Consider the following 17,919-nt stretch of genomic DNA (forward strand, 5'->3'; position numbering starts at 1 on the left):
GGGATGGAAAGTGCTGTCCATTGAGTGAGACTGGTTGAGACCCTGGCGCGCAATACCGCGCGCCGGGCGGTGATGGAAGATCGAAAGGCGTAGGTCGAATGATGCGTACGCGTCCGCTGAAGGTGGCGCTGCTGGGCTGTGGAGTGGTCGGCTCAGAGGTGGCGCGCATCATGACGACGCACGCCGATGACCTGACGGCCAGGATCGGCGCGCCCGTCGAGCTCGCCGGCGTGGCCGTGCGCCGCCCCTCCAAGGTGCGCGAGGGCATCGACCCGGCCCTGGTCACCACCGATGCGACCGCCCTCCTCAAACGCGGCGACATCGACGTGGCCATCGAGGTCATCGGCGGCATCGAGCCCGCCCGCACCCTCATCACCACCGCCTTCGAGCACGGCATCTCCGTCGTCTCCGCGAACAAGGCGCTGCTCGCGCAGGACGGCGCGGCCCTGCACGCCGCGGCCGAGCAGCACGGGCTGGACCTGTACTACGAGGCCGCCGTCGCCGGCGCCATCCCGCTGGTCCGCCCGATGCGCGAGTCCCTCGCCGGCGACAAGATCAACCGCGTGATGGGCATCGTCAACGGAACGACGAACTTCATCCTCGACAAGATGGACTCCACCGGCGCCGGGTACCAGGAGGCCCTCGACGAGGCCACCGCCCTCGGGTACGCCGAGGCCGACCCGACCGCCGACGTCGAGGGCTACGACGCCGCAGCCAAGGCCGCGATCCTGGCCGGCATCGCGTTCCACACCCGGGTGCGCCTCGACGACGTGTACCGCGAGGGCATGACCGAGGTCAGCGCCGCGGACTTCGCCTCCGCCAAGCGCATGGGCTGCACCATCAAGCTCCTCGCGATCCTGGAGCGCGCCGCCGACGGGGAGTCCGTCACCGCCCGCGTGCACCCGGCGATGATCCCGCTCAGCCACCCGCTCGCCTCCGTCCGCGAGGCGTACAACGCCGTCTTCGTCGAGGCGGAGGCCGCCGGGCGGCTCATGTTCTACGGTCCCGGCGCGGGCGGTTCGCCGACCGCGTCGGCGGTCCTGGGCGACCTCGTCGCCGTATGCCGCAACAAGCTCGCCGAGGCAACGGGGCCCGGTGAGTCGGCGTACACCCAGCTGCCGGTCAGCCCCATGGGCGACGTCGTCACGCGGTACCACATCAGCCTCGATGTGGCCGACAAGCCGGGCGTGCTCGCCCAGGTGGCGACGACGTTCGCGGAGCACGGTGTCTCGATCGATACCGTACGTCAGCAAGGACGTCCGGACGGGGTGGGCAACGAAGCCTCCCTCGTCGTCGTCACCCACCGCGCACCCGACGCCGCCCTGTCCGGGACCGTCGAGGCGCTGCGGAAGCTGGACACCGTGCGCGGTGTCGCCAGCATCATGCGTGTTGAAGGGGAGTAAGGACCCATGAGCAGCAATCGCACCCACCAGTGGCGCGGCATCATCGAGGAGTACCGGGACCGCCTGCCGGTCACGGACGCCACTCCCGTGGTCACGCTCCGCGAGGGCGGCACTCCCCTCGTCCCCGCGCAGGTGCTCTCCGAGCGCACCGGCTGCGAGGTCCACCTCAAGGTCGAGGGCGCGAACCCCACGGGGTCCTTCAAGGACCGCGGCATGACCATGGCGATCACCAAGGCCAAGGAGGACGGCGCCAAGGCCGTCATCTGCGCCTCCACGGGCAACACCTCGGCGTCGGCCGCCGCGTACGCGGTGCGCGCCGGGATGGTCTCGGCCGTCCTCGTGCCCCGCGGCAAGATCGCGCTCGGCAAGATGGGCCAGGCCCTCGTGCACGGCGCCAAGATCCTCCAGGTGGACGGCAACTTCGACGACTGCCTCGACCTCGCCCGCGCGCTGTCCGACAACTACCCGGTCGCGCTGGTCAATTCCGTCAACCCGGTGCGCATCGAGGGCCAGAAGACGGCCGCGTTCGAGATCGTCGACGCGCTGGGCGACGCTCCCGACATCCACGTGCTGCCCGTCGGCAACGCCGGCAACATCACCGCGTACTGGAAGGGCTTCAAGGAGTACAAGGCCGACGGTCTGGCCTCCCGTACGCCCCGCGTGTGGGGTTTCCAGGCCTCCGGCTCCGCGCCGATCGTGCGCGGCGAGGTCGTCAAGGAGCCGCACACCATCGCCACCGCGATCCGCATCGGCAACCCGGCCTCCTGGGACTACGCGCTCGCCGCGCGCGACGAGTCGGGCGGCTTCATCGACGAGGTGACGGACCGCCAGATCCTGGCCGCCTACCGCCTGTTGGCCGCACAGGAGGGCGTCTTCGTCGAGCCCGCCTCGGCGGCGTCGGTGGCCGGTCTGCTCAAGGCCGCCGAGTTGGGCCTGGTCGACCCGGGCCAGAAGATCGTGTGCACCGTCACGGGCAACGGCCTCAAGGACCCCGACTGGGCGGTCGCCGGCGCTCCGCAGCCGGTCACCGTCCCGGTGGACGCGGAGGCCGCGGCCGTCCGGCTCGGCCTGGTCTGACCCCCTCCGGGCCGTCGGCCCCGGGGCCCCGGCCCCGGGCGCCGGCCCTGGAAGCAGCACCCCTGGGTTGCCGGGCTCCGCAGCGCCTGCGGAACCCGGCAACTCAGGTCGTACGGCACAAAAAGCAAGGGCATTCAGCGGAACCCAGCGGAAGACACCGACACGCATCGTGCGCCTCCTGTGCGCCCTATGTCGCGAGAGAACCTTCCTTCGATAGGCTGTACTTACATCCGCCACCGCGCATATGACCGTGGTGCTGCCCAGAGGGCCTTCGGGTGTCGTACGTTCTCCAGTACATTCACAGCGAGCCAGCGAAGATCTCGTCTCGCACAGTCACAAGGAGTGTCATCGGACGATGGCCGGTCCAGCCTTCCGCGCCGCCGCCGTACGGGTGCGCGTCCCCGCCAGCAGCGCCAACCTCGGCCCGGGCTTCGACGCCCTCGGTCTGGCCCTGGGGCTCTACGACGACGTCGTCGTCCGGGTGGCCGACTCGGGGCTGAACATCGACATCGCGGGCGAGGGTGCCGACACCCTCCCGCGGGACGAGAGCCACCTGCTCGTACGGTCCATGCGCACCGCCTTCGACCTGCTGGGCGGGCAGCCGCGCGGCCTCGAGGTCGTCTGCGCCAACCGCATCCCGCACGGCCGCGGCCTCGGGTCCTCCTCCGCCGCCATCTGCGCCGGCATCGTCGCCGCCCGCGCCGTGACCATAGGCGGCGAGGCGAAGCTCGACGACGCGGCGCTGCTCGAACTGGCCACCGAGATCGAGGGCCACCCCGACAACGTCGCCGCCTGTCTCCTCGGCGGCTTCACCCTCGCGTGGATGGACGGCGGCAGCGCCAGGGCGATCCGTATGGAGCCCGCCGATTCCATCGTTCCGGTGGTCTTCGTCCCGTCCAAGCCGGTCCTGACCGAGACCGCGCGCGGCCTGCTGCCGCGCAACGTCCCGCACGTGGACGCGGCCGTGAACGCGGGCCGGGCGGCCCTGCTCGTCGAAGCCCTGACCAGGCGTCCCGAGTTGTTGCTGCCGGCCACCGAAGACCGGCTCCACCAGGAGTACCGGTCCCCGGCGATGCCGGAGAGCGTCGCACTCGTCAACCGGCTGCGGGCGGACGGCATCCCCGCGGTCATCTCCGGCGCGGGCCCCACGGTCCTCACGCTGGTCGACAACGGCGCGGCCGACAAGGTCGCGCAGCTCGCGGGCGAAGGGTGGGCGGCGAACCGGCTCGCCCTCGACGCCGCGGGCGCGAGCGTGCTTCCGCTGGGCACCCAGGGCGGCTAGGCCGTACGGGCACACCCGCCAGGGGCGGGCGGCCGGGGCAGGCCGCCCGCGCGGAAGGCGCGATTGCCGGTGATTGAGAGGGGGAATATCTGTTGGATCCGGTAGTGTTAGTCTCAAGTGCGCAGCCGAAGCCGCCATGGCTCGGTGCTCAGTGTCCCCATTCGGGACCACCTTTCTTCCGGGAGCCTCCCCGACTGCTTTGATCGCTGCCAGCAGTTTCGAGCACGCTCCGGAATCGGCGTGACATTCCCACGCTTCCAGCTCGGGGGCTTCTCGCCGGAACCACCCATGCACGTTTCTCTCCGCCGTATTTCTATCGGCGGACCACCGCCCCGGCTGCGGTCCGTAACCCGTCAGGTCATGGACTGCCGTCGGACAGCACAACCGGTCGCCGAGCCAGACAGGCCGACGTCCGCTCCAGGGAAGGACCCTTCGTGAGCGACACCACCGATCTGATGGGCGCTGCCGACACCAATGTCGACACCAGTGCCCCCGCCGCGGCAGCCGCGCCCAAGCGCCGCCGCTCCGGTACCGGCCTCGACGGCATGGTCCTGGCCGAGCTGCAGCAGGTCGCGTCGGGCCTCGGCATCAGGGGCACCGCGCGGATGCGCAAGAGCCAGCTGATCGAGGTCATCAAGGAGGCGCAGGCGGGCAGCAGCGCCCCCAAGGCCGCGGCTCCCGCCGCGGACGCCGCCGAGGCCAAGCCGAAGCGCCGCGCCACCAGCAAGGCCCGCACGGGAGAGGCCGCCGCCGAGGCGCCCGCCGAGAAGCCGGCCGCGCAGGCGCAGATCGAGATCCCGGGCCAGCCGGCAGGCGGCCCCTCCCGCACCAGCGCGGTCGAGAGCGGGGCAGACGACGCCCCGGCCGGCGAGCGCCGGCGCCGTCGGGCCACGGCCCCCTCCGGCAGCCCGGAGTCCGCGGCCCCCGCCGCCGTGCAGGTCGAGGCGAAGACCGAGACCGCCACCGCGACCGCTCCGGCCGAGACCAAGGCCGAGGCCGCCACCGCCGTCTCCGCGCCCGCCCAGGAGGGCGAGGGCCGCGGCCGTCGTGACCGCCGCGACCGCGGTGACCGCGCCGAGCGCGGCGAGGGCCGCCGTGACCGCCGTGACCGGGGTGCCAAGGCCGACGACCAGGGCCAGGGCGCCCAGGGTCAGGGCCAGGGCGGCCAGGGGCAGGGCGGCCAGGGCGGCGGCCGTCAGGACCGCCAGCAGCAGGGCGGCCGTCAGGACCGTCAGCAGCAGGGCCAGCAGGGTCGCCAGGACCGCCAGGACAACGGCCCGCAGGACGACTTCGACGACGAGGGCGGCCGCCGTGGCCGCCGGGGCCGTTACCGCGACCGCCGCGGCCGCCGCGGCCGCGACGAGTTCGCGCCGAACGAGCCGCAGGTCGCCGACGACGACGTCCTGATCCCCGTCGCGGGCATCCTGGACATCCTCGACAACTACGCGTTCATCCGGACCTCGGGCTACCTGCCCGGCCCGAACGACGTGTACGTCTCCCTCGCCCAGGTCCGCAAGGCGGGTCTGCGCAAGGGCGACCACACCACCGGTGCGGTGCGCCAGCCCAAGGACGGCGAGCGCCGCGAGAAGTTCAACGCCCTCGTGCGTCTGGACTCGGTGAACGGCATGGCGCCCGAATCCGGCCGCGGACGCCCGGAGTTCCAGAAGCTCACCCCGCTGTACCCGCAGGACCGGCTCCGCCTGGAGACCGACCCGGGCGTGCTGACGACCCGCATCATCGACCTCGTGTCGCCGATCGGAAAGGGCCAGCGCGGCCTGATCGTGGCCCCGCCGAAGACCGGCAAGACCATGATCATGCAGGCGATCGCCAACGCGATCACCACGAACAACCCCGAGTGCCACCTGATGGTCGTCCTGGTCGACGAGCGTCCGGAAGAGGTCACCGACATGCAGCGGTCGGTCAAGGGCGAGGTCATCTCCTCGACCTTCGACCGCCCGGCCGAGGACCACACCACCGTCGCCGAGCTGGCCATCGAGCGCGCCAAGCGCCTCGTCGAGCTGGGTCACGACGTGGTCGTCCTGCTGGACTCCATCACCCGTCTGGGCCGCGCGTACAACCTCGCGGCGCCCGCCTCCGGCCGCATCCTGTCCGGTGGTGTCGACTCGACCGCGCTGTACCCGCCGAAGCGCTTCTTCGGTGCCGCGCGCAACATCGAGGACGGCGGCTCGCTGACCATCCTGGCCACCGCGCTCGTCGACACCGGCTCGCGCATGGACGAGGTGATCTTCGAGGAGTTCAAGGGCACCGGCAACATGGAGCTCAAGCTCGACCGGAAGCTCGCCGACAAGCGCATCTTCCCGGCCGTCGACGTCGACCCGTCGGGCACCCGCAAGGAGGAGATCCTCCTCAACAGCGAGGAGCTCGCCATCGTCTGGAAGCTGCGCCGGGTGCTGCACGCGCTCGACTCGCAGCAGGCCATCGAGCTGCTGCTCGACAAGATGAAGCAGACGAAGTCGAACGCCGAGTTCCTGATGCAGATCGCCAAGACGACCCCGTCGGGCAAGAACGACGACTGACGTCCGCGCCGCGCATCACCGTGACCGCCCCCGCCGCATCCGCGGCGGGGGCGGTCACGCGTTTTGCGTGCGAGCTTCACCACAGTTGCCGTTTTCGTGAACCTTCCGGGCGCGCCGTGCGTCCCCCGGGGAAACCGCAGGTGGGCGCCGTGTCACGGCGCCCATCTCCCGTCCGGGCAGCGGCGGCGGCCCGGTCCGGGCGCCCCGCCGGCCGTGGAACCCTGGGGGCCGTTCGGCCGTCTGTGTCAGAGGGCGGTGCGGGAGGCCACCGGGCCGGGGCCCGGCCGGAAACGTACTGAGGACTGAGGAGAGCATGAGCGACGAGAGCAGGGGCGGCGGCAGGCGTGCCGCGGGCCGGCGCCGACGGAAACCCGCGAAGCGCCGCAAGGCCCTGGCCGTCGCCGCGTGGAGCGCCGCCGGCGTGGTCCTGCTGGGCGGGGCGGGCCTCGGCTGGTTCTACTTCCACCTCAACGGGAACCTCAAGACGGTCGACATCGACCAGGCGCTCGGCACCGACCGCCCGCAGAACGTGGACAACGGCTCGATGGACATCCTCGTCCTCGGCTCCGACTCCCGCGGCGGCGCCAACTCCGAGTACGGCCGCGACGACGGCGGCTCGGCGCGCTCCGACACGGCGATGATCGTCCACCTGTACGAGGGCCACAAGAAGGCCACCGTCGTGTCGATCCCGCGCGACACCATGGTCAACCGGCCGCCGTGCACGCTGGGCAACGGCAAGACCGACCGCGGCAGCTCGCGCTCCCAGTTCAACGAGTCGTTCACCATCGGCGGGGCCGCCTGCGCGGTCAAGACCGTCGAGAAGATGTCGGGGATCCGCATGGACCACTACATCGAGGTCGACTTCACGGGCTTCAAGAAGATCATCGACAACCTCGGCGGCGTCGAGCTGACCACCAGCAAGCCGATCAAGGACGGATCGAGCCACCTCGACCTCCCGGCCGGCCGCAACAAGCTGAACGGCGAGCAGTCCCTGGGCCTCGTACGCACCCGCAAGAGCGTCGGCGACGGCTCCGACCTGGGCCGAATACAGCTCCAGCAGGCGTTCATGAAGGCCCTGATCAAGCAGGTCAAGGGCATCGGCGTCTTCGACAACCCCAAGCGGCTGCTCGACCTCGCCGACACCGGCACCAAGGCCCTCACCACCGACAAGTCGCTCGGTGACGTGAAGTCCCTGATGGGCTTCGCCCAGAGCCTCCAGGGCATCGACGCCCAGGACATGAAGATGATCACCCTGCCCGTGGGCCCGGACGCCCGCGACGCAGACCGGGTCGCCCCGCTGACCAAGGAGTGCAAGATGGTCTGGGACGCCCTCCTGGCCGACCAGCCCGTCCCCGCCGAGGCCACCAAGGACTCGATGGGCGACAAGGGCACGGCCGGCTCGATCGTCCAGCAGCCGTAGCCGGGCCGGCGGCCCAGGCCGTCCGTGAAAGGCCTGCTCAGGGGCGTGCCGCACGGACGCGGAATAGATGCCGCTCCTGCCCCGTTGAGGGAGGCGTCCTCAGAATTTTGACAGGCAGCCCGGTCCTGGCAGACTGGTCTGTCGGCCCCGGTTCACGCAGTGCGCAATTCGGCTCCTGCGACCCGGCGCCCTCCCGAATCTAGGAGACACCTTGAAGCGCGATGTTCACCCCGAGTACGTCGAGACCCAGGTCAGCTGCACCTGTGGCGCGTCGTTCACCACCCGTAGCACCCTGACCGAAGGCACCATCCGTGCCGAGGTCTGCTCCGAGTGCCACCCGTTCTACACGGGCAAGCAGAAGATCCTCGACACCGGTGGCCGCGTCGCCCGCTTCGAGGCCCGCTTCGGCAAGGCTGCCGGCTCGAAGTAGCGAGCCACCGGCGCCGGACCCCGGCTGCACCCTGTCCACACGGGGGCAGCCGGACCGGCGCCTTTGTCGTCCCGCAGCCCTTTTTCACACTTTTCACTTCAGGAGCCCCCGATGTTCGAGGCGGTCGAGGAACTGGTCGGCGAGCACGCCGACCTTGAGAAGAAGCTCGCCGACCCTTCGGTCCACTCGGATCAGGCCAACGCGCGCAAGCTCAACAAGCGCTACGCGGAGCTGACCCCGATCGTCGCGACCTTCCGTGCCTGGAAGCAGTCCGCCGAGGACATCGAGACGGCGAAGGAGTTCGCGGCCGACGACCCGGACTTCGCCGCGGAGGTGAAGGAGCTCACCGCGCAGCGCGAGGAGCTCACCGAGAAGCTGCGCCTGCTGCTCGTCCCGCGCGACCCCAGCGACGACAAGGACGTGCTCCTGGAGGTCAAGGCGGGCGCGGGCGGCGACGAGTCGGCCCTGTTCGCCGGGGACCTGCTGCGCATGTACCTGCGCTACGCCGAGCGCGTGGGCTGGAAGACCGAGATCATCGACGCCACCGAGTCCGAGCTCGGCGGCTACAAGGACGTCCAGGTCTCCGTCCGCACCAAGGGCGGCAACGGTGCCACCGAGCCCGGTCAGGGCGTCTGGGCCCGCCTGAAGTACGAGGGCGGCGTGCACCGCGTGCAGCGCGTTCCGGCCACCGAGTCCCAGGGCCGCATCCACACCTCCGCCGCGGGCGTGCTCGTCACCCCGGAGGCCGAGGAGGTCGAGGTCGAGATCAACCCGAACGACCTGCGCATCGACGTGTACCGCTCGTCGGGCCCCGGCGGCCAGTCCGTCAACACCACCGACTCGGCCGTGCGCATCACGCACATCCCGACCGGTGTGGTCGCCTCCTGCCAGAACGAGAAGAGTCAGCTCCAGAACAAGGAGCAGGCGATGCGCATCCTCCGGTCGCGCCTGCTGGCCGCGGCCCAGGAGGCCGCCGAGCAGGAGGCCTCCGACGTGCGCCGCAGCCAGGTGCGCTCCGTGGACCGCTCCGAGAAGATCCGTACGTACAACTTCCCGGAAAACCGCATCTCGGACCACCGGACCGGTTTCAAGGCGTACAACTTGGACCAGGTGCTCGACGGCGACCTCGATCCGATGATCCAGGCCTGCGTCGACGCGGACTCGGCCGCCAAGCTCGCGTCCGCGACCTGACGCGCGCCCCGCAGCACCTGTACGACCCCTGCTCGACCCCCCGTACGACAGCAGCCCGGAGGACCAGCGTGAACTTGCTGCTTGCCGAGGTGGCCCAGGCCACCCAGCGGCTGGCCGCCGCCGGCGTGCCCTCACCGCGCTTCGACGCGGAGGAGCTCGCGGCCTTCGTGCACGGCGTCAAGCGGGGGGAACTGCACCACGTCAAGGACGCGGACTTCGACGCCCGCTACTGGGAGGCCGTCGCCCGCCGCGAGGCGCGCGAGCCGCTCCAGCACATCACCGGCCGCGCCTTCTTCCGGTACCTGGAGCTCCAGGTCGGACCCGGGGTGTTCGTGCCCCGTCCCGAGACCGAATCGGTCGTGGACTGGGCCATACACGCCGTCCGGGCGATGGACGTCGTCGAGCCGCTGATCGTGGACCTGTGCACGGGCTCCGGCGCCATCGCGCTGGCCATGGCGCAGGAGGTGCCGCGCTCGCGCGTGCACGCGGTCGAGCTGTCCGAGGAGGCCCTGCGGTGGACCCGGAAGAACGCCGAGGGCTCCCGGGTCACCGTCCACCAGGGCGACGCGCTGAGCGCCCTGCCCGAGCTGGACGGCCAGGTCGACCTGGTGATCTCGAACCCGCCGTACATCCCGCTCACCGAGTGGGAGTACGTCGCCCCCGAGGCCCGCGACCACGACCCCGAGATGGCCCTGTTCTCCGGCGAGGACGGCCTCGACACCATCCGCGGCATCGAGCGCACCGCGCACCGGCTGCTGCGGCCCGGCGGCATCGTCGTCATCGAACACGCCGACACCCAGGGCGGCCAGGTCCCGTGGATCTTCGCCGAGGAGCGGGGCTGGGCCGACGCCGCCGACCACCCCGACCTCAACAACCGCCCGCGCTTCGCCACGGCCCGCAAGGCTCTGCCGTGACGGGCGCGACCCACCCCTCCACCCCCCTGCTGCACGAGGAGTCACGCTGATGGCCCGGCGATACGACTGCAACGACGCGACGGACCGCAAGACGGGCCTGCGTGAAGCCGCATCCGCCGTGCGCCGCGGCGAACTCGTCGTGCTGCCCACCGACACGCTCTACGGGATCGGTGCGGACGCCTTCAGCGCGGAGGCCGTCGGCGACCTGCTCGCCGCCAAGGGGCGCGGCCGCAACATGCCGACCCCGGTGCTCATCGGCTCCCCGAACACCCTCCACGGCCTCGTCACGGACTTCTCCGAGCAGGCCTGGGAACTCGTCGACGCCTTCTGGCCGGGCGGCCTGACCCTCGTCGCCAAGCACCAGCCCTCGCTGGCGTGGGACCTGGGGGAGACCCGCGGGACCGTGGCCGTCCGCATGCCCCTGCACCCCGTCGCGATCGAGCTGCTCACCGAGGTCGGGCCGATGGCCGTGTCCTCGGCCAACCTGACCGGGCACCCGGCGCCGGAGGACTGCGACGCGGCCCGCGAGATGCTCGGCGACTCGGTGTCCGTGTACCTGGACGGCGGGCCGACCCCGAGCACGTTGCCGTCGTCGATCGTCGACGTCACCGGGAAGGTTCCCGTCCTGCTGCGCGAGGGGGCGCTGACCGCGGAGCAGCTGCGGGAGGTCGTACCCGACCTTGAGGTGGCTCCGTGAGCCCTGAGGGGCGTGGCATAGCAAGCGGGCACTCCCCGGCGGACGCCGGAGGGGACACGTTCCGCATCCTCCACGTCAGCACCGGCAACGTCTGCCGCTCGCCGATCACCGAGCGGCTGACCCGGCATGCGCTGGTGCACCGGCTCGGCGGCATTCCGGCCGGCGACCTCATCGTGGAGAGCGCGGGGACCTGGGGCCACGAGGGTGCGCCGATGGAGGCGAACGCGGCGGCCGTGCTCGCGGACTTCGGCGCGGACGCCTCCGGGTTCACCGGCCGGGAGCTGCTCGACGAGCACGTCATACGGGCGGACCTGGTCCTGACGGCCACCCGCGACCACCGGGCCCAGGTCATCTCGATGGGGCACTCGGCGGGCCTGCGGACCTTCACGCTGAAGGAGTTCACCCGACTGGTCCGAGCCATAGATCCGGCCACTTTGCCGCCGCTGGACGGCGGGGTGGCCGAGCGGGCGCGGGCTTTGGTGCGGGCCGCGGCGGCACTGCGCGGCTGGCTGCTGGCCCCCTCTCCCGACGCGGACGAGGTCTACGACCCGTACGGGGCGCCGATCACCTTCTTCCGCTCCATCGGCGACGAGATCAACCAGGCGCTGGACCCGGTCGTCACGGCCCTGACGGGCGTCACCGCTTCCCGTTGACGCGACCCGCACCCCGTCGGGAGGGACCGGCGGGCGGGATCCGGGGGGCGGGCCTACAGTGGCGAGTACCGGGACAGCCCACTGGAGTCACGCCATGAGCGTCATCACCCCGCCGCCGGACCTGCTGCGGCAGCAGGATCCGCAGATGGCCGACGTGCTCGCGGGCGAGGCGCAGCGTCAGGCCACGACACTGCAGCTGATCGCCGCCGAGAACTTCACCTCGCCCGCCGTGCTCGCGGCGCTCGGCTCGGCACTGGCCAACAAGTACGCCGAGGGCTACCCCGGTGCGCGCTACCACGGCGGCTGCGAGTACGCCGACCTCGCCGAGGGGCTGGCCGCCGAGCGGGCCCGGGCGCTCTTCGGCGTCGAGCACGCCAACGTGCAGCCGCATTCCGGTTCCGCCGCCGTACTGGCCGCGTACGCCGCGCTGCTGCGGCCCGGGGACACCGTGCTGGCGATGGGGCTCCCGTACGGGGGGCACCTCACGCACGGCTCGCCCGCCAACTTCTCCGGGCGGTGGTTCGACTTCGTCGGGTACGGGGTCGACGCCGAGAGCGGCCTGATCGACTACCGGCAGGTGCAGGAGCTGGCACGGATGCACCGGCCCAAGGCGATCGTCTGCGGGTCGATCTCGTACCCGCGGCATCCCGAGTACTCGGTGTTCCGGGAGATCGCCGACGAGGTCGGGGCGTACCTCATCGCGGACGCCGCGCATCCCATCGGGCTCGTCGCCGGCGGGGCGGCGCCCAGCCCCGTCCCGTACGCCGACATCGTCTGTGCGACGACCCACAAGGTGCTGCGCGGCCCGCGCGGCGGGATGGTGCTGTGCGGCTCCGAGTTCGCCGAGCGGATCGACCGGGCGGTGTTCCCCTTCACCCAGGGCGGCGCGCAGATGCACACCATCGCCGCCAAGGCGGTGGCCTTCGGCGAGGCCGCGGCACCGGCGTTCACCACGTACACCCATCGGGTGGTGGCCAATGCGCGGGCGCTGGCCGGTGAGCTGGAGGCCCACGGTTTCGCGGTCACGACGGGCGGCACCGACACCCACCTGATCACCGCCGACCCGGCCCCGCTCGGCATCGACGGCCCGGCGGCCCGTGGCCGCCTCGCCGCCGCCGGCATCGTGCTGGACACCTGCGCCCTCCCGTACGGGGACCAGCGCGGGATCCGGCTCGGCACGGCCGCCGTAACGACCCAGGGCATGCGGGAGCCCGAGATGGCCCGGATCGCCGAGCTGTTCACCGCGGTACTGCGCGGGGCGAGGACGGGTATCCGCGCAGAAGTGGCCGAGCTGACGCGCGGATTTCCCCCGTACGGTGAGTAATCAGGACAAACAGGGCGTACCGCAACCGGGGTAGCGCCCCCTCGCGTCCTCGGTGAGGGGTACATCGCAGCTAATGTGTGGGGCTGAGATGGCCGGCGATACATCTGGGGCAGCCCGTGCGTGAATATCTGCTGACGCTTTGCGTCACGGTCGCGGTGACCTATCTGCTCACCGGGCCCGTGCGGAAGTTCGCGATCGCGGCCGGTGCCATGCCGGAGATCCGCGCCCGCGACGTGCACCGCGAGCCCACCCCGCGGCTCGGCGGCATCGCCATGTTCGGCGGACTGTGCGCGGGACTGCTGGTCGCCGACCACCTGCGCAACCTCAACGGCGTCTTCGAGCTGTCGAACGAACCGCGGGCGCTGCTCTCCGGAGCCGCCCTGATCTGGCTGATCGGCGTGCTCGACGACAAGTTCGAGATCGACGCCCTGATCAAGCTCGGTGCGCAGATGATCGCCGCCGGTGTGATGGTCATGCAGGGCCTGACCATGCTGTGGATCCCCGTCCCGGGCATCGGGACGGTCGCATTGACCCAGTGGCAGGGCAACCTCCTCACCGTGGCCCTGGTCGTGATCACCATCAACGCGGTGAACTTCGTGGACGGGCTCGACGGCCTGGCCGCCGGCATGGTCTGCATCGCCGCCACGGCGTTCTTCCTCTACTCGTACCGGATCTGGTTCGGCTACGGCATCGAGGCCGCGGCGCCGGCGACCCTGTTCGCCGCGATCCTGATGGGCATGTGCCTCGGTTTCCTGCCGCACAACATGCATCCGGCGCGGATCTTCATGGGCGATTCCGGATCGATGCTCATCGGCCTGGTGCTCGCCGCCTCCGCGATTTCCATCACCGGGCAGGTGGACCCGGACACCATGGCGCTGTTCGCCGGCGGTGAGCGGAATGCGACGCACGCAATGCTGCCGGTCTTCATTCCGCTTCTGCTCCCGCTGACGATCATTGCGATCCCGATGGCGGACCTGATCCTGGCCATCGTGCGGCGCACCTGGAAGGGCCAGTCGCCCTTCGCGGCCGACCGGGGGCACCTGCACCACCGGCTGCTGGAACTCGGGCATTCGCACAGCCGCGCGGTCCTGATCATGTACTTCTGGTCGGGCCTGATCGCGTTCGGCGCGGTGGCGTACTCGGTGCACTCCGCCTCGATGTGGATCGTGCTCGCCATCGTCGCCCTGAGCGCGGTGGGGCTGGTCCTGCTGCTCCTGCCGCGCTTCACCCCGCGCGCCCCGCGCTGGGCCGAGGGTCTGGTCCCGCCGCGCTACCGGCACGCCGAGCGCGCCGCCGAGGCGGCCGCCCTGGACGCCTCGGGCCGCGAGCCGGAGCCCGCCGGACCGATCAGGGTCGGTGTCTCGGGCGTCAACGGAGCGACCGCCGTAGGCCCCCGTTCGCGCTTCCCCGACCGGCGTAAGGCCGAGTCGACGCGCTGACGGCCGCGGTGCATGTCGGACATGGCGTGCCTTTAGCACACACAACGACGGGCTGTCGCGCACACACGGGCGGGTTCACTCTCATGTGTGACAGTCGGCACACCCACCAGGTAAAGCTCTCATCAAATAGTTTGTGATACCGTTCACTAAACCCGGCGACAGAGCCGAAGGACCGTAGTGCGACGGTCCATCGGCCCGAGGCTCGCTCTCGGACCGGGCTTACGCTCGTCCCGTACGAGTCCCCGTAGTACGAGTCCCGTACGAGTCCGTGCCCCCACCACCACGCGGAGCAACCCGCCATGCGGTCTGATGACGTCCGATCCCTTCTGCACGCCGCTGTACCCACAGCTGTCGCCGGCGCTCTCGCCGCCGTCATCAGCGCCGTGGTCGCAGGCGGCAAGGGGGCTCTCGGGGCCGTCATCGCCACGCTGCTGGTGATGCTGTTCATGGGCATCGGATTCGTCGTTCTGCAACGCACCGCGAAATCGCTGCCGCACTTGTTCCAGGCCATGGGGCTGATGCTCTACACGGCCCAGATCCTGCTGCTCTTCGTCTTTCTCGCCGTGTTCAAGAACACGACGCTGTTCAACCCCCGTGCATTCGCGATCACGCTCGTCGCCACCACCCTGGTGTGGATCGGCGCTCAGACGCGTGCTCACATGAAGGCCAAGATCCTGTACGTCGAACCGGACTCGACCAAGGGCGACAAGCCCGAAAATCCGGGGCCGAAGTCGTGAGGGGTAGGGCCGGGATAAGCGAGCGTTCGAGATGCTGCTATCGTCCGGTTCCAACTGCGGCATTGCGGGCGCGGGCATCTGAGCTGACGCCTGTTCCATCGCGAGGCTCGATGCCTGATCGCCGCCCCCACACCCGTAACACCAGTCCAGTGCCGAACAGCGGCTGTGCGCCGCGCCGACACAACGAGGTTGCCGTACCTATGCGCCACGCTGAAGGAGCCCGCGGTGAGTGCTGACCTGACGCAGGTGCTCGCTTTCGAGACCGACTGTCACATCTTCGACGGATGTGGCTTCCCCGGTCCGGGCCTGCACTCGTTCCTCTTCGAGCCGCTGTGGGGCGAGCCCGGCACCACCAGTGTGTACTTCAACAAGCCGATGCTGCTGGCTCTGCTGGGCTCGCTGATCATCGTCGGCTTCTTCTGGGCAGCGTTCCGGAAGCCGAAGGTCGTACCGGGCAAGCTCCAGATGGTCGCCGAGGCCGGCTACGACTTCGTGCGCCGCGGCATCGTGTACGAGACGCTGGGCAAGAAGGAGGGCGAGAAGTACGTCCCCTTCATGGTGTCGCTGTTCTTCTTCGTCTGGGTCCTCAACGTCTGGTCGATCGTCCCCGTGGCGCAGTTCCCGGTGACCGCGATCATCGCGTACCCGGCGGCCCTCGCGGCGATCGTCTACTTCATCTGGATGTCGGTGACGTTCAAGCGTCACGGCTTCGTCGGCGGACTCAAGAACCTGACCGGCTACGACAAGTCGCTCGGCGGCGTCCTGCCCCTCGTCATGGTCATCGAGTTCTTCTCGAACGTCCTGGTGCGCCCGTTCACCCACGCAGTCCGACTGTTCGCGAACATGTTCGCCGGTCACACCCTGCTGCTGCTGTTCACCATCGCCAGCTGGTACCTGCTGAACGGGATCGGGATCGCCTACGCGGGCGTCTCGTTCGTCATGGTCATCGTGATGACGGCCTTCGAGCTCTTCATCCAGGCTGTCCAGGCCTACGTCTTCGTCCTCCTGGCCTGCAGCTTCATCCAGGGCGCGCTCGCCGAGCACCACTGAGTCCGGCCCTCCCCAAACCCCCTGTCGTCCGGTGGCCAACCCCCACCGGTCCGTGAAAGAGAAGGAAGAACTGGCATGTCCCAGATCCTCGCTGCCGCCGATGGCGTCACCGGCTCCCTCAGCTCCGTTGGTTACGGTCTCGCGGCCATCGGCCCGGGTGTCGGCGTCGGCATCATCTTCGGTAACGGCACGCAGGCTCTCGCCCGTCAGCCCGAGGCTGCCGGTCTGATCCGCGCCAACCAGATCCTCGGCTTCGCCTTCTGTGAGGCGCTCGCCCTCATCGGTCTGGTCATGCCGTTCGTCTACAGCTGACGAACCGCGACCACTAGTCCGATTAGACGAAAGGCACTGATGTGAACCTCCTGGTTCTCGCGGCCGAGACGGAAAACCCGCTCGTCCCGCCGATCCCCGAGCTCGTCATCGGTCTGATCGCCTTCGTCATCGTCTTCGGTTTCCTCGCGAAGAAGCTCCTCCCGAACATCAACAAGGTTCTGGACGAGCGCCGCGAGCAGATCGAGGGCGGTATCGAGAAGGCTGAGGCCGCTCAGACCGAGGCCCAGAGCGTGCTGGAGCAGTACAAGGCCCAGCTCGCCGAAGCCCGGCACGAGGCCGCGCGCCTGCGCCAGGAAGCGCTGGAGCAGGGCACTGCGCTGAAGGAAGAACTGCGCGCAGAGGGCCAGCGGCAGCGTGAGGAGATCATCGCTGCCGGCCACGCCCAGATCGCGGCCGACCGCAAGGCCGCCTCTCAGGCGCTGCGCCAGGACGTGGGCAAGCTCGCCACCGACCTGGCCGGAAAGCTCGTCGGCGAGTCCCTCGAGGACGCCGCCCGGCAGAGCCGCACGATCGACCGCTTCCTCAGCGAGCTTGAGGAGAAGGCCGAGGCGGCCCGATGAACGGAGCGAGCCGCGAGGCGCTGGCCTCCGCGCGCGAGCGTCTCGACGCGCTGACGGACAACACGTCCGTCGACGCGGCGAAGCTCGCCGGTGAGCTGGCAGCCGTCACCGCGCTGCTCGACCGTGAGGTCTCGCTGCGTCGGGTCATCACGGACCCGGCGCAGTCCGGCGAGGCCAAGGCCGAGCTGGTGGGTCGACTGCTGGGCGCCCAGGTCAGCGGGGAGACCCTCGACCTGGTGTCGGGCATGGCCCGGTCCCGCTGGTCGCAGTCCCGCGACCTGGTGGACTCGCTGGAGGAGCTGGCGGCCACCGCCGACCTCACGGCGGCCCAGCAGGCCGGCGCGCTGGACGACGTCGAGGACGAGCTGTTCCGCTTCGGCCGGATCGTCGCCTCGAACACCGAGCTGCGGGCCGCGCTGACCGACCGGGCGGCCACCGCCTCCGCCAAGAGCACGCTGCTGCGCAGCCTGCTCGGCGGCAAGGCGAACGCCGTCACCGAGCGTCTGGTCACGCGTCTCGTCACGCACCCGCGTGGACGTAGCCTGGAAGCGGGACTGGAGTCCCTCTCCAAGCTCGCCGCCGAGCGCCGTGACCGCATGGTCGCCACCGTGACCAGCGCGGTTCCGCTCAGCGACGTGCAGAAGCAGCGTCTCGGCGCGGTGCTTGCCAAGCTGTACGGCCGCCAGATGCACCTGAACCTCGACGTGGACCCCGCGGTCCTCGGCGGGATCTCGGTGCGGGTCGGCGACGAGGTCATCGACGGCACCATCGCGGACCGCCTCGCCGAGGCGTCCCGCCGCATGGCCGGCTGACCAGCCACCAATAGAACAACGCATTCCTAGCGGCCCGGTTGGGCCGTGCAGAACTTGCAG

The 17,919-nt window shown here is 70.4% G+C and carries 17 protein-coding genes; all 17 read left to right on the forward strand.

Annotated elements, in window-relative coordinates:
- Positions 1-98 precede the first annotated feature (98 nt).
- Positions 99-1,403, forward strand: coding sequence for a homoserine dehydrogenase (locus ACIPK4_RS05030; RefSeq protein ID WP_376198835.1), 1,305 nt, complete (start codon positions 99-101; stop codon positions 1,401-1,403).
- Positions 1,404-1,409: 6 nt separating this feature from the next.
- Complete coding sequence (gene thrC / locus ACIPK4_RS05035) at positions 1,410-2,480, forward strand: threonine synthase (RefSeq protein WP_365922300.1); 1,071 nt, start codon at positions 1,410-1,412, stop codon at positions 2,478-2,480.
- A gap of 355 nt (positions 2,481-2,835) precedes the next feature.
- Complete coding sequence (thrB, locus tag ACIPK4_RS05040) at positions 2,836-3,762, forward strand: homoserine kinase (protein ID WP_402309366.1); 927 nt, start codon at positions 2,836-2,838, stop codon at positions 3,760-3,762.
- A 434-nt stretch (positions 3,763-4,196) separates the two neighbouring features.
- A complete protein-coding gene (gene rho / locus ACIPK4_RS05045) occupies positions 4,197-6,299 on the forward strand; it encodes a transcription termination factor Rho (protein WP_402309368.1) in 2,103 nt (700 codons plus the stop codon).
- Positions 6,300-6,612: 313 nt separating this feature from the next.
- Positions 6,613-7,719: an LCP family protein gene (locus tag ACIPK4_RS05050; RefSeq protein ID WP_402309369.1), complete on the forward strand. Its 1,107-nt coding sequence runs from the start codon at positions 6,613-6,615 to the stop codon at positions 7,717-7,719.
- A gap of 211 nt (positions 7,720-7,930) precedes the next feature.
- Positions 7,931-8,149: a 50S ribosomal protein L31 gene (rpmE, locus tag ACIPK4_RS05055; protein WP_030153765.1), complete on the forward strand. Its 219-nt coding sequence runs from the start codon at positions 7,931-7,933 to the stop codon at positions 8,147-8,149.
- Between the two features lie 111 nt (positions 8,150-8,260).
- Entirely contained in the window at positions 8,261-9,340 is a 1,080-nt protein-coding gene (prfA, locus tag ACIPK4_RS05060; RefSeq protein ID WP_054224693.1) for a peptide chain release factor 1, read from the forward strand.
- Positions 9,341-9,408: 68 nt separating this feature from the next.
- Entirely contained in the window at positions 9,409-10,254 is an 846-nt protein-coding gene (gene prmC, locus ACIPK4_RS05065) for a peptide chain release factor N(5)-glutamine methyltransferase (protein ID WP_054224694.1), read from the forward strand.
- Positions 10,255-10,303: 49 nt separating this feature from the next.
- On the forward strand, positions 10,304-10,951 hold the full coding sequence (locus tag ACIPK4_RS05070) for an L-threonylcarbamoyladenylate synthase (RefSeq protein ID WP_054224695.1): 648 nt from the start codon (positions 10,304-10,306) through the stop codon (positions 10,949-10,951).
- Positions 10,948-11,604 carry a protein-tyrosine-phosphatase gene (locus ACIPK4_RS05075; protein ID WP_376192393.1) on the forward strand — a complete coding sequence of 219 codons (657 nt, stop codon included), beginning with the start codon at positions 10,948-10,950 and terminating at the stop codon, positions 11,602-11,604. The genes ACIPK4_RS05070 and ACIPK4_RS05075 overlap by 4 nt, the downstream gene beginning before the upstream one ends.
- Before the next feature lie 94 nt (positions 11,605-11,698).
- Positions 11,699-12,928: a serine hydroxymethyltransferase gene (gene glyA, locus ACIPK4_RS05080; protein ID WP_402309371.1), complete on the forward strand. Its 1,230-nt coding sequence runs from the start codon at positions 11,699-11,701 to the stop codon at positions 12,926-12,928.
- A 116-nt stretch (positions 12,929-13,044) separates the two neighbouring features.
- On the forward strand, positions 13,045-14,367 hold the full coding sequence (locus tag ACIPK4_RS05085; RefSeq protein ID WP_054224698.1) for an MraY family glycosyltransferase: 1,323 nt from the start codon (positions 13,045-13,047) through the stop codon (positions 14,365-14,367).
- Positions 14,368-14,666: 299 nt separating this feature from the next.
- On the forward strand, positions 14,667-15,104 hold the full coding sequence (locus ACIPK4_RS05090) for a hypothetical protein (protein WP_402309372.1): 438 nt from the start codon (positions 14,667-14,669) through the stop codon (positions 15,102-15,104).
- 225 nt (positions 15,105-15,329) lie between these two features.
- Positions 15,330-16,154, forward strand: a complete 825-nt coding sequence (gene atpB / locus ACIPK4_RS05095; RefSeq protein WP_376192400.1) for a F0F1 ATP synthase subunit A — start codon at positions 15,330-15,332, stop codon at positions 16,152-16,154.
- Between the two features lie 75 nt (positions 16,155-16,229).
- Positions 16,230-16,466, forward strand: a complete 237-nt coding sequence (locus ACIPK4_RS05100) for an ATP synthase subunit C (RefSeq protein WP_030153776.1) — start codon at positions 16,230-16,232, stop codon at positions 16,464-16,466.
- A gap of 41 nt (positions 16,467-16,507) precedes the next feature.
- Entirely contained in the window at positions 16,508-17,047 is a 540-nt protein-coding gene (locus tag ACIPK4_RS05105) for a F0F1 ATP synthase subunit B (RefSeq protein WP_030295274.1), read from the forward strand.
- Positions 17,044-17,859: a F0F1 ATP synthase subunit delta gene (locus ACIPK4_RS05110; protein ID WP_402309374.1), complete on the forward strand. Its 816-nt coding sequence runs from the start codon at positions 17,044-17,046 to the stop codon at positions 17,857-17,859. Before ACIPK4_RS05105 ends, ACIPK4_RS05110 begins: the two co-directional genes overlap by 4 nt.
- The last annotated feature ends 60 nt before the right edge of the window (positions 17,860-17,919 follow it).

This window comes from Streptomyces sp. NPDC086989 (assembly GCF_044745505.1).
In the GTDB taxonomy this organism is placed as follows: domain Bacteria; phylum Actinomycetota; class Actinomycetes; order Streptomycetales; family Streptomycetaceae; genus Streptomyces.

What these genes read in the sequence shown, in the direction of transcription:
- ACIPK4_RS05070 (WP_054224695.1), top strand. Translation starts at nt 10,304, where the DNA reads ATGGCCCGGCGATACGACTGCAACGACGCGACGGACCGCAAGACGGGC.
- thrB (WP_402309366.1), top strand. Translation starts at nt 2,836, where the DNA reads ATGGCCGGTCCAGCCTTCCGCGCCGCCGCCGTACGGGTGCGCGTCCCC.
- glyA (WP_402309371.1), top strand. Translation starts at nt 11,699, where the DNA reads ATGAGCGTCATCACCCCGCCGCCGGACCTGCTGCGGCAGCAGGATCCG.
- ACIPK4_RS05090 (WP_402309372.1), top strand. Translation starts at nt 14,667, where the DNA reads ATGCGGTCTGATGACGTCCGATCCCTTCTGCACGCCGCTGTACCCACA.
- ACIPK4_RS05100 (WP_030153776.1), top strand. Translation starts at nt 16,230, where the DNA reads ATGTCCCAGATCCTCGCTGCCGCCGATGGCGTCACCGGCTCCCTCAGC.
- prfA (WP_054224693.1), top strand. Translation starts at nt 8,261, where the DNA reads ATGTTCGAGGCGGTCGAGGAACTGGTCGGCGAGCACGCCGACCTTGAG.
- thrC (WP_365922300.1), top strand. Translation starts at nt 1,410, where the DNA reads ATGAGCAGCAATCGCACCCACCAGTGGCGCGGCATCATCGAGGAGTAC.
- ACIPK4_RS05110 (WP_402309374.1), top strand. Translation starts at nt 17,044, where the DNA reads ATGAACGGAGCGAGCCGCGAGGCGCTGGCCTCCGCGCGCGAGCGTCTC.
- ACIPK4_RS05030 (WP_376198835.1), top strand. Translation starts at nt 99, where the DNA reads ATGATGCGTACGCGTCCGCTGAAGGTGGCGCTGCTGGGCTGTGGAGTG.
- ACIPK4_RS05050 (WP_402309369.1), top strand. Translation starts at nt 6,613, where the DNA reads ATGAGCGACGAGAGCAGGGGCGGCGGCAGGCGTGCCGCGGGCCGGCGC.